This window comes from Brevundimonas sp. NPDC007368 (genome assembly GCF_042869015.1).
Classification (GTDB): Bacteria; Pseudomonadota; Alphaproteobacteria; order Caulobacterales; family Caulobacteraceae; genus Brevundimonas.
Window position 1 is genome coordinate 457322 of record NZ_JBIAFA010000004.1, and the last position, 11529, is coordinate 468850.

The 11529-nt window shown below is 66.6% G+C and carries 7 protein-coding genes; 2 read left to right on the plus strand and 5 right to left on the minus strand.

All coding sequences use genetic code 11. The annotated features are described in order from the left end of the window. Positions 1-29: 29 nt before the first annotated feature. The 5 genes from ACFYLW_RS11440 to ACFYLW_RS11460 form a co-directional block, all read right to left on the minus strand. Positions 30-3050 (minus strand): 2-oxoglutarate dehydrogenase E1 component, encoded by a 3021-nt coding sequence (locus ACFYLW_RS11440; protein ID WP_312064681.1) that lies wholly within the window; start codon positions 3048-3050, stop codon positions 30-32. A gap of 324 nt (positions 3051-3374) precedes the next feature. Beyond that, complete coding sequence (gene sucD, locus ACFYLW_RS11445; RefSeq protein ID WP_292085003.1) at positions 3375-4277, minus strand: succinate--CoA ligase subunit alpha; 903 nt, start codon at positions 4275-4277, stop codon at positions 3375-3377. A gap of 58 nt (positions 4278-4335) precedes the next feature. Next, entirely contained in the window at positions 4336-5526 is a 1191-nt protein-coding gene (gene sucC, locus ACFYLW_RS11450) for an ADP-forming succinate--CoA ligase subunit beta (RefSeq protein ID WP_292085002.1), read from the minus strand. Between the two features lie 133 nt (positions 5527-5659). After that, positions 5660-7027 (minus strand): spinster family MFS transporter, encoded by a 1368-nt coding sequence (locus ACFYLW_RS11455; protein ID WP_390183004.1) that lies wholly within the window; start codon positions 7025-7027, stop codon positions 5660-5662. A 140-nt stretch (positions 7028-7167) separates the two neighbouring features. Next, positions 7168-9375, minus strand: a complete 2208-nt coding sequence (locus ACFYLW_RS11460; RefSeq protein WP_312064678.1) for a TonB-dependent receptor — start codon at positions 9373-9375, stop codon at positions 7168-7170. Between the two features lie 177 nt (positions 9376-9552). On the opposite strand from ACFYLW_RS11460, the gene ACFYLW_RS11465 reads away from it, so the two are divergent. Both ACFYLW_RS11465 and ACFYLW_RS11470 read left to right on the plus strand, forming a co-directional pair. Further along, a complete protein-coding gene (locus ACFYLW_RS11465; protein WP_312064676.1) occupies positions 9553-10284 on the plus strand; it encodes a TetR/AcrR family transcriptional regulator in 732 nt (243 codons plus the stop codon). After that, entirely contained in the window at positions 10284-11042 is a 759-nt protein-coding gene (locus ACFYLW_RS11470) for a LytTR family DNA-binding domain-containing protein (RefSeq protein ID WP_312064675.1), read from the plus strand. Before ACFYLW_RS11465 ends, ACFYLW_RS11470 begins: the two co-directional genes overlap by 1 nt. Positions 11043-11529: the final 487 nt, after the last annotated feature.

Here is an 11529-nt window from a genome sequence, read left to right on the forward strand (position 1 = left end):
TGGCGTATCTATAGGTCAGGCGAGGCCGATCAGGCCATGGCCTCGGCGAGGAAGGTCTCGAGTTCCTTCAGGTGGCGGCTCATCAGGCCGGCCGCCGTGGAGGCGGAGGCCGGACGCCCGACGTAACGCGCGCGCTTGGCCTTGATATCCATCTTCTCGAGGGTCAGTTCGATCCACGGATCGACGAAGGTCCAGCCGCCCATGTTCTTGGGCTCTTCCTGACACCAGACCAGGTCGGCGTTGGGGAAGCGGGCCAGTTCGGCCGAGATCGACTTGATCGGCCACGGATAGAACTGTTCCAGGCGCAGGATGTAGATGTCGTTGACCCCCGCCTTCTCGCGCGCGTCCAGCAGGTCGTAATAGACCTTGCCAGAGCAGACGATGACCTTGCGGATGTCCTTGTCGGCCTTGAGCGTGACGCCGGCCACCTCCGGACGCAGCTGGGCGTCGTCGCGCAGAACGCGGTGGAAGGACGAGCCCTCCGCCATGTCGGCCAGGGTCGACACCGCCTTCTTGTGACGCAGCAGCGACTTGGGCGTCATCAGGATCAGCGGCTTGCGGAAGTCGCGGTGCATCTGGCGACGCAGGATGTGGAAGTAGTTGGCCGGGGTCGTGCAGTTGGCGACCTGCATGTTGTTCTCGGCGCACTGCTGCAGGAAGCGCTCGAGGCGGGCCGAGGAGTGCTCGGGACCCTGGCCTTCATAGCCGTGCGGCAGCAGCATGGTCAGGCCGCTCATGCGCAGCCACTTGCGTTCACCCGAGGAGATGAACTGGTCGATGACCACCTGGGCGCCGTTGACGAAGTCGCCGAACTGGCCCTCCCACAGGGTCAGGGTGTTCGGATCGGCCAGCGAGTAGCCGTACTCGAAGCCCAGCACCGCCTCTTCCGACAGGGCCGAGTCGATGACCTCGAAGTGGGCCTGGCCGTCACGCAGGTGGTTCAGCGGGAAGTAGCGCTTCTCGGTCGTCTGGTCGGTGATGCCCGAGTGACGCTGCGAGAAGGTGCCGCGCACCGAGTCCTGACCGGACAGGCGGATGTTGTAGCCCTCGTCCAGCAGCGAGGCGAAGGCCAGGCTTTCGGCGGTGGCCCAGTCGATGTTCTGGCCGCTGTCGACGGCCTCGCGACGACCGTCGATGACCCGCTTCAGCGTCTTGTGCACGTCGACGCTGTTGGGGATCTGGGTCAGGCGGTGGCCGTAGCCCTTGAGCTTGTCCGTGGAGACGGCCGTGTCGCCACGCTGGGCGGCGTCGTCGGTCTTCTCGGCGCCCAGGCCCTGCCACTGGCCGTCCAGCCAGTCGGCCTTGTCGGCCTTGAAGGTCTTGCCCGCTTCAAACTCGGCGTCGAGGAAGGCTTCGAAGCGCGCCAGCTCGGCGTCGACCTCGGCCTGGGTGATCACGCCCTCGGCCACCAGACGCTTGGAGTAGATCTCGCGCGTCGACGGCTGGTTCCTGATCTTGGCGTACATCAGCGGCTGGGTGAAGGTCGGGTCGTCGCCTTCGTTGTGGCCGAAGCGGCGGTAGCAGAACATGTCCACCACCACGTCCTTGTGGAACTTCTGGCGGTATTCCGTCGCCACCTTGGCGGCGAAGACGACCGCTTCGGGGTCATCGCCGTTGACGTGGAAGATCGGCGCCTGAACCATCAGCGCCACGTCCGAGGGATAGGGCGACGAGCGCGAGTTGCGCGGCGCCGTGGTGAAGCCGATCTGGTTGTTGATGACGAAGTGCAGGGTGCCGCCGGTGCGGTAGCCCTTCAGCCCCATCAGGGCGAAGCACTCGGCCACCACGCCCTGACCGGCGAAGGCGGCGTCGCCGTGGATCAGCAGGGGGGCGACCTTGGAGCGGTCCAGCACCCATTCGGCGTCCGACTTGCCCTGGTTGACCTCGGCCTCGCGGATGTCGAAGGCCTGCTTGGCGCGCGACTTGCCCAGGACGACCGGGTTGACGATTTCAAGGTGTGACGGGTTGGCCGTCAGCGACAGGTGGACCTTCTTGCCGTCGAACTCGCGGTCCGACGAGGCGCCCATGTGATACTTGACGTCGCCCGAGCCCTCGATGTCCGACGGCACCGACGAACCGCCCTGGAACTCGTGGAAGATGGTCTTGTAGGGCTTGCCCATGACGGCGGCGAGCACGTTCAGGCGGCCGCGGTGGGCCATGCCCAGAACGATCTCGTCCACGCCCAGGGCGCCGCCGCGCTTGATCACCTGCTCCAGGGCCGGGACCATGGCCTCGCCGCCGTCCAGGCCGAAGCGCTTGGTGCCGGGGAAGCGCTTGTGCAGGAAGCGCTCGAAGCCCTCGGCCTCGATCAGCTTGTTCAGGATGGCCAGCTTGCCTTCCTTGGTGAAGGCGTTCTGCTCGAACTTGTCGGCGCCTTCAAAGCGCTGCTGCAGCCAGGACTTCTCTTCCGGCTCGGCGATGTGCATGAACTGCACGCCGATGTTGCCGCAGTAGGTGCGCTTGAGGATGTCCAGCACCTGACGGATCGAACCCGTCTGCAGGCCCAGGACGCCGTCCAGGAAGATCGGGCGGTCCATGTCGGCGGCGGTGAAGCCGTAGAATTCGGGGGTCAGCTCGGCGTTCTCGACCGGCTGCTCGATGCCCAGCGGGTCCAGCTTGGCCTGCAGGTGGCCGCGCACGCGGTAGCTGCGGATCAGCATCAGGGCGCGGATCGAGTCATGGGCGGCGGCGCGCACGTCGGCGGCGGTCAGCGCGCCCGAGGCGTCGGCAGCCGGAGCGGCGGGACGCGGACCGGGCTTGCCGGCGGCCTTGGGATCGACCTTGGGGGCGGGCCAGCGACCGTCGAAGACAGCGGTGTCCTCGGTCGGCTCGGCCGGACCCGAACGGCCCCACGAACCGGCGGCGGCCGACTGCTTCACCAGGTCGGCGTTGTCCTTCAGCTGGTCGAAGAAGGCGCGCCATTCCCCCGGCACCGAGCCGGGGTCCGCAGCCCATTTTTCGTGCAGGTCCTCAATGAAGGCGGCGTTCGCGCCATAGAGGAAACTGGTCTCGGCAAAGACCTGGTTCAGCTGACCTGCATCGTCCGCCATTTTGCTCTCGTCGTCCTACATTCCAGCCGCGCGCGCACGCCTGCGCGGTGAGCGGCGCCGCTCATATAGGCCGTGTTTCCTTACTGGTCATGACCGAAGGGAGGCGATGCGGGTGGAAATTGGTCGAATCCGCAAGAAAAAACGCCCCCGGACGATTCCGAGGGCGTTTCAAAGGGTCACAGGGCGCGAAATTTCGCCCCGGAACATCGTTCGGTCGCGCTCCCTGCCCCCGAACCCCCGACATCGACCGGAGCGGAGGCGCGGCGAACTCGCTCAAGCAGCGAGCCGCCGCGCGGCGAGCGTTAGCGACCTTGCTGAAGGGCTTTAGCCCTTCAGCACTTCGAGAAGCGTGTGACCCAGGCGCGCCGGCGACGGCGAGACGCGGATGCCCGCGGCCTCCATGGCGGCGATCTTGGATTCCGCGTCGCCCTTGCCGCCCGAGACGATAGCGCCGGCGTGGCCCATGGTGCGGCCGGCCGGAGCCGTGCGGCCCGCGATGAAGCCGGCCATCGGCTTCTTGCGGCCCTTCTTGGCTTCGTCGATCAGGAACTGGGCGGCGTCTTCTTCGGCGCCGCCGCCGATTTCACCGATCATGATGATCGACTCGGTGGCGTCGTCGGCCAGGAACATTTCCAGGACGTCGATGAACTCGGTGCCCTTGACCGGGTCGCCGCCGATGCCGACGGCCGTGGTCTGGCCCAGGCCCGCGTTCGTGGTCTGGAACACGGCTTCATAGGTCAGGGTGCCCGAGCGCGAAACGACGCCGACCGAGCCCTTGGAGAAGATGCTGCCCGGCATGATGCCGATCTTGCACTGTTCCGGGGTCAGGATGCCGGGGCAGTTCGGGCCCAGCAGGCGCGACTTGGACTTCTCGAGGCGGGCCTTGACGCGCACCATGTCCAGCACCGGGATGCCCTCGGTGATGCAGGTAATGAAGGGGATCTCGGCCTCGATGGCTTCGATGATGGCGTCGGCGGCGCCTGCCGGCGGGACGTAGATGACCGAGGCGTCAGCGCCGGTGCGCTCCTTGGCTTCGGCGACCGAGGCGTAGATCGGCAGGGTTTCGCCGTGCGAGCCGGTCCAGTTGGTGCCGCCCTTGGTCGGGTGCACGCCGGCGACCATCTGGGTGCCGTGATAAGCCAGGGCCTGTTCGGTGTGGAAGCCGCCGGTCTTGCCGGTCAGGCCTTGCACGATGATCTTGGTGTTCTTGTCGACGAGAATGGACATGTGTCTGTGCTCTGAATTCTGTGTGTCAGCTGGGCGGTGGCGAGTAAGGCTCTAAGCCTTAGCCGACCGCCGCGACGATCTTCTGGGCGGCGTCGTCGAGGTCGTCCGCAGCCGTGATGGCCAGGCCGGACTCGTTCAGGATCTTCTTGCCCAGGTCGACGTTGGTGCCTTCCAGGCGGACCACCAGCGGCACCTTCAGGCCCACTTCCTTCACGGCCGCGACCACGCCTTCGGCGATGACGTCGCACTTCATGATGCCGCCGAAGATGTTGACCAGGATGCCCTGGACGTTCGGGTCAGCGGTGATGATCTTGAAGGCCGCCGCGACCTTCTCCTTGCCGGCGCCGCCGCCGACGTCGCAGAAGTTGGCCGGCTCCTTGCCGTACAGCTTGATGATGTCCATGGTCGCCATGGCCAGACCAGCGCCGTTGACCATGCAGCCGATGTTGCCGTCCAGGGCGACGTAGGCCAGGTCCCACTCCGAGGCTTCGATTTCCTTGGCGTCTTCCTCGGTCTCGTCGCGCAGTTCCTTGATGTCGGGGTGACGGAACAGGGCGTTTCCGTCGAACGACACCTTGGCGTCCAGGACGCGCAGGCGGCCGTTTTCCATGACGATCAGCGGGTTCACTTCCAGCATGGCCATGTCCTTCTCGACGAAGGCCTTGTACAGGGCCGGGAACAGCGACTTGCCGTCTTCACGGGCGTCGCCTTCCAGCTTCAGCGCGTCCGACAGGGTGGCGCAGTCGGCTTCGGTCACGCCGGTCGTCGGGTCGATGACGACGGTGATGATCTTTTCCGGGGTGTCGTGGGCGACGGTTTCAATGTCCATGCCGCCTTCGGTCGAGACGACGAAGGAGACGCGGCCGTAGGCGCGGTCGACCAGGATCGACAGGTAGAGTTCGCGCGAGATGTCGGCGCCGTCTTCGATGTAGAGACGGTTGACCTGCTTGCCGGCGTCCGTGGTCTGAGCGGTGACCAGGGTGTTGCCGAGCATTTCCTTGGCGTTCTTGACCACGTCCTCGATCGAGAAGGCCAGGCGCACGCCGCCCTTGGCGTCAGCCGGCAGTTCCTTGAACTTGCCCTTGCCGCGGCCGCCCGCGTGGATTTGCGACTTCACCACATAGAGCGGGCCAGGCAGTTGCTTGGCGGCGGCTTCGGCCTGGTCGGCCGAGGTGATGGCGACGCCTTCGGCGACCGGAGCGCCAAAGGCCTTGAGAACCTGCTTGGCCTGATACTCGTGAATGTTCATGTCTGATCCGCGCCGTTGGGAGGAGGGTTGTGGAAACTTTGGTCGCGCTTATAGGCGTCGCGCCTTCGCCTGCGCAACCGCCCCCCTCCTTATGGCCGTCAGAGCCTTTTCCTATGGCCCAAGCTGGGCTGGATCAGTCGACCCAGTCCTTCTTGAGGGTGCGCGAGGCGCCGAACAGCAGGGCCGAGGACAGCAGATAGAAGCCCATCCCCGTATAGATGGCCCAGCGCAGGCTCTCCTCGCCGAAGGTCGGGCGCAGCAGATCCGACATCCAGCCGAAGTAGTAGATGCCGACGGCGATCCCCAGCAGGTTGTTGATCAGCAGGAAGAGGGCCGAGGCCGTGGTGCGCATGGCCGGGGTCCCCAGATGCTGCACCGCCGCCGTGATCGGTCCCAGCCAGGTCAGGTTCAGCCCGGTCGGGATCAGGAAGATCAGGAAGGCCAGGGTCAGGGCCGCCGCCCCGTTCGGATTGGCGCCCGGCATCACCGCCCCGACCAGGGTGCCGGAGTTCATCGCCAGCAGGAAGCAGGGCACTGAAATCAGGAAGGCGATCGCGGGCGTCAGCGGATAGGCGCCCTTGGACTTCTTGCCCAGGCGGTCGGCCATGACCCCGCCCAGCCAGATGCCGGCCACGCCGCCGACCATGACGATGGCCGAATAATACCAGGCGGTCTGCGACAGGGTCAGGCCGAAGCTGCGCATGAAGAAGCTGGGCAGCCAGGCGGCGACGCCGTAACCGCACACCGAGGAAGATGCGGCGCCGAAGGCCAGCAGCCAGAAGCTCGGCTTGGGCGCCAGGGTGCGCACCACCTCGCCGAACGGCGGGGCCTTCTGCACGACCGGCGCGGCAGCGGGCGCGACGGCGACCGGGGCGTCCAGACCCCCGCGCTTGGGGTCCTTGACCGTCAGGCGCAGGATCGGCGCGACCAGGACGCCCAGAACACCCACGACGATGAAGGCCGTACGCCAGCCATAGGTCGCCGCCAGCAGACCCCCGACCAAGGTGCCCGCGGCCATGCCGAGCGGAATGCCGAAGGCATAGGCGGCGAGCGCCCGCGCGCGCTGCGACTTGGGGAAGTAGTCGGCGATCAGCGAATAGGCCGGGGCCACGCCCCCCGCCTCGCCGATGCCCACCCCCATCCGGCACAGGAACAGCTGGCCGAAGCTTCCGGCCACACCGCACAGGGCGGTGAAACCCGACCAGATGGTCAGGGCGGCGGTCATGATCCACACCCGGCTGACCCGGTCCGCCAGCCAGGCGATCGGGATGGCCAGGGTCGAATAGAGCAGGGCGAAAGCCAGACCGCCCAGCAGGCCGAACTGGCTGTCGGACAGCCCGAACTCGGCCTTCAGCGGCGCCGCCAGGATGCCGATGATCTGCCGGTCCAGGAAGTTCAGCATGTAGATGAGGATCAGGATCCCCAGCACATAATAGCGATAGCCGGGGGAGACGGCCTTCTCGCCGGCCTCCTCGGGCGCTGCAGCCTCGGACGTGGTCATGGCGTGCCCCCCTCGGGCTTGTTCTATTTGAACGGACGGTAGCGGCGTCGTGCGAGGACGCCAAAAGAAAAAGGGCGGCGGCTCTCGTCGGAACCGCCGCCCGCGATCAGATGATCAGGCGCTCAGGAGAGAAGTCCCGATCAGAACTTGTACTGCAGCGAGGCCGTGACCGTGCGCGGCGGGCCGTAGTAGCCGATCAGCGAGTTGTTGTAGGCGGCGCCGGCGAAGTTGTAGCCGCCGACGCGATATTCCTCGTCCGTCAGGTTTTTGCCATAGACGCCGACAGTCCAGGTGCGGCTCGGATCCGTCCAGACCACCGACAGGTCGACCAGGGCGAAGGCGTCCTGGTCCAGCACGGGGTTGGGGAACTCGAACTGGCTGTAGTCGTCGCGGTAGCTGACCGACGGGGTCACCGCCAGCGAACCGCCGGCCACGTCGCCGCGCCAGGTCAGGCCGAGGTAGCCCGTCCACTTCGGCGCGTTCTGCAGCACCACCAGGCTCGAGATGTCCTCGTACTTCTGGGTCGTCAGATTGTAGCGCAGGAACTCCTCGAACTTGGAGTCGAGGTAGCCGACGGCGAAGTTGGCCGTCAGGCTGTCGGTCAGGACCAGAGCGCCTTCCACCTCGGCGCCGAAGAACTTGGACGAGCCGACGTTGTCGACGAAGCTGGCGATGCCGCCCACGGCCGGAACCTGGGTGGTGACCTGCTGGTCCTGATACTCGTTGTAGAAGATGGCCGAGGCGAAGCTCAGACGACGGTCGAAGGCCGAACCCTTCAGGCCGATTTCATAGGAGTCGACCGTCTCCGGCTGATAGCCGTTGACCGTGTTCGGCGTCAGGATGGCGTCGCCGCGCATGTCGAAGCCGCCCGACTTGAAGCCCTTCGAATAGGAGGCGTAGCCGGTCAGGCGGTCCGAGAAGTCATAGGACAGCGAGGCCTTGGGCGTGAACTGGTCGAAGGTGTTCGAGCGCGTGTAGTCGGTGCGCAGCAGGATGGGGTTGCGCGCCGTGCCGCCCAGCAGCGGGCTGCGGGTCGCGCCCAGATAGTTGGCGCGGAAGACGTGACCGGTCTTGTCGTCCATCGTGTAGCGGGCGCCGAGGCCCAGGTGCAGGCGATCCGTCAGGTCCAGGTTCACATCGGTGAACAGGGCGATGCTGGTGGTCTCGACATAGCCGGCGGTGCCGATGACAATGCCGAAGTTCTGGGCGATGGTGTCGAAGGCGCCCGAGGCCGTGCCGTCCAGATAGAAGAGGCCGGCGACGCCCTGGATCCGGTCCGTGCTGAACAGGGCCTGGAATTCCTGGGTGAACTGGCGGTCGCCGTAGACGGCAGGCACGTCCAGCGTCGGCGCGGGCGTATTGTCGAAATCGATCAGGGTGTCGGTGTCGCCGGTGCGATAGGCGGTGATCGACTTGAACGACCAGACGTCGTTGAGATCAACCTGGGCGGTCAGCGACACGCCTTCGGTCGTCACCTTGTTCTTGTCGCCGAGGCCGGCGTATGTGTCATAGACGCTGCCGGGGACGCCGGAGCCCGGGCCGACGCCGGCCAGTTCGCGGTGGCCGTGACGCGGGTTCGACTTGTCCTCGACCCGGTCGTAGGCCAGGCGGAAGAAGGCGTTGTCGTAGGGCTGGAATTCGACGCTGACGCGACCGGCCAGAACGTCCTTGTTGTAGTGCTCGGCGCCCGTGTTCAGGTTCTCGCCGTAGCCGTCGCGGTTGTAGCTGGCGATAGCGCCGCCGATGCGCAGCTTGTCGGTGACGGGCATCGAGCCCTGGGCCAGCAGGTCAACCTGGTTGTAGCTGCCGTAGGCGCCGCGCAGGGTCAGTTCCGGCGAATCCGGGTCCAGACGCGAGGTGACATACTTGATGGCGCCGCCGACGGTGTTGCGCCCGTACAGCGAACCTTGCGGGCCGCGCAGGACCTCGATGCGCTGGATGTCGAAGATGTCCAGCACCGCGCCCTGGGGACGGGCCACATAGACGTCGTCCACATAGAGGCCGACGCCGGGCTCGAAGCCCCACAGCGGGTCCTGCTGGCCGATGCCGCGGATGAAGGAGATCAGGGTCGAGTTCGAGCCGCGCGCGACCTGAACCGTGGCGTTCGGGGTCTGCTGCTGCAGGGCGGTGATGTCGGTCGCGCCGGTTTCTTCCAGACGCTCGGCGCCCAGGGCCGAGACCGAGACCGGCACGTCCTTCAGGGTTTCCTCGCGACGGCGCGCGGTGACGACGACGTCGTCGATGCTGGAGACCTGGGTCTCGGTCGAGGCTTCCTGCGCCACGGCCGAGGCCGAGAGCGCACCCCAGGCGGCGCCCGCCAGCAAGACGGTCTTCACGAGTCTGTTCATTTGGATCCCAATCCTGATTTCCAGCCCAATCGACGCTTTTATTCAGCGTTCAATGATTTTCACGGAAGGTGCCGATCTTTCACCGGTCTGTCAAACGGCCACGCTGAAGGCCGCCGCAAATCCGCCGCCCCTGTGGCGCCGTTGCACTGAGGGTCGAAGCACGACTAGCTTGCGCGCATGAAATCCGTCGACGACCTCGCCCCGGCCCTTCCGCCCGTCACCGCCGCCCCGGCGCGACGCGGTCGCCCCAAGAAGACGAAGACCGCCGCGGCGGGCGAGACCCGCGACGCCATCCTGAACGCCGCCGAGGATCTGTTCTCCAAGCACGGCTTCTATGGCGTCACCATCCGCGAGGTGGCGCGCGAGGCGGGCGTGGATACGGCCCTGGTCCACTACTACTTCGGCGCCAAGAAAGAGCTGTTCGACGCCGTCTTCATCCGTCGCGCCGAGGTCTGGAACAACGAGCGGGTCGCCGCCGTCGATCGCTACGCCGAGGCCGCGGGCGAGGCCATGACCCTGGAGGGCCTGTTCGAAGCCTTCCTGCGCCCGCCCTTCCAGTGGTCGCTGAAAGGCGGCCCCGGCTGGAAGCACTACGCCGCCCTGGTGGCCCAGACCAACGCCAACCCGGCCTTCGGCGGCGAGACCATGGCCCGCTATTTCGACCCGGCCATTCGCCGCCTGCTGGAACTGGTCAAGCGCATCCATCCCGAAGCCCGCGACGAGGAGCTCTACTGGGCTTGGCACAACCTGTCGGGCGCCCTGACGCTGACGCTGGGCGAGACCGGGCGTCTGGACCGCCTGTCCGGCGGTCTGTGCAGGTCCGGCGACCTGGACAGCGCCTGCGACTACATGGTGCGCTTCGCCGCCGCCGGCTTCCGCGCCGTCTGCGGTTCGAAAACGAGCGCCTGATGCCCAGCCTGCTTCAGGGCAAGGCGCGCGACGTCGCGCGCGGCCTGATCGTCGCGGTGGTGGCCGGCGCCTTCCTGGCCTTCAGCGGGGCCTTCGGCTCCGGCGGGACGCCCCTGGGCCAGAGACTGATCTACTGGATATCCATGCTGGTGCTGGGCGGTCTCTGGGGCCACGTCTGCGGCGCCCTGGTCACGCGTTTCATCGACGCCGACGCCCGGCCGTGGACGACGGCGGCGATCCTCACGGCGGTCATCACCGGTCCGCTGACCCTCGGCGTCTGGGCCGCGACGGGCCTCTTCTTCTACCAGCGACTTCTGTCGATCGGCGTGCTGCTGAACTTCCTGCCGGCGGTGCTGCTGATCACCGCCGTGCTCAGCGTCCTCAACGTCTTTCTGGGCCGTGAGCGCCCGGTCGAGACCCACGCCTCGGCGCCCGGCGCCGCGCCCGCCCGCTTTCTCGAGCGCCTGCCGCCAAAACTGCGCGGCGCCCGTCTGATCGCGGTCCAGGCCGAGGACCACTACCTGCGCCTGCACACGGATCGGGGCTCGGACCTGATCCTGATGCGCCTGTCCGACGCCCTGGCCGAGCTGGAAGGCCTGGAAGGCGCCCAGACCCACCGCAGCTGGTGGGTGGCCAAGGACGCCGTCGCCTCCGTCGCCCGTGGCGACGGCCGCGCCGCCCTGACCCTGGACAGCAACCTCACCGCCCCCGTCAGCCGCCGCTACGCCAAGGCCCTGCGCGAGGCGGGGTGGTGGTGATCCCCCATCCGAATGTCCGCTACAGGGTGGGAAGCGGACCTATCAGGCAACGGCCTTCGGCTCCGTGCAGCGGCGGTTAACGCAAGGTCCGCGGCACGTAGTAGCGCATCATCACAAGCAGAGCGGCGAGCACTGCGATAATGATCAAAAGCCGCACCCAGCGAGGGTGCGCCCACCGAGGAAATACAGACGGATCTGAGCCTAGGGGGAGCGACTTTCCCTGATTCACGATCCGCATGACGAATACCGATCCGATCAACAGCGCCAACATGAGCGCGAGCTTGGCAAGATCCGACGTCATTTGGTTCCAAGCACTCGCGTTGGATTAGGTGGCTGCGCGTGATGGTAGCACTAGGCCGTCCCTCGACAATCGCCCAATGTCCGCAACGGGTCGAGGCCGTGTAAAAACCTGTTGGGCCACGGGGAGACGGTAGTGGCGACGAGGCGCGGAGCGCCTCCTTCTCAGGCTCTGATCGCTTCCATCAGG

Bases quoted from the DNA above. Each gene is read 5' to 3' on its own strand.
- ACFYLW_RS11440 (WP_312064681.1), bottom strand. From the start codon at position 3,050: ATGGCGGACGATGCAGGTCAGCTGAACCAGGTCTTTGCCGAGACCAGT.
- sucD (WP_292085003.1), bottom strand. From the start codon at position 4,277: ATGTCCATTCTCGTCGACAAGAACACCAAGATCATCGTGCAAGGCCTG.
- sucC (WP_292085002.1), bottom strand. From the start codon at position 5,526: ATGAACATTCACGAGTATCAGGCCAAGCAGGTTCTCAAGGCCTTTGGC.
- ACFYLW_RS11455 (WP_390183004.1), bottom strand. From the start codon at position 7,027: ATGACCACGTCCGAGGCTGCAGCGCCCGAGGAGGCCGGCGAGAAGGCC.
- ACFYLW_RS11460 (WP_312064678.1), bottom strand. From the start codon at position 9,375: ATGAACAGACTCGTGAAGACCGTCTTGCTGGCGGGCGCCGCCTGGGGT.
- ACFYLW_RS11465 (WP_312064676.1), top strand. From the start codon at position 9,553: ATGAAATCCGTCGACGACCTCGCCCCGGCCCTTCCGCCCGTCACCGCC.
- ACFYLW_RS11470 (WP_312064675.1), top strand. From the start codon at position 10,284: ATGCCCAGCCTGCTTCAGGGCAAGGCGCGCGACGTCGCGCGCGGCCTG.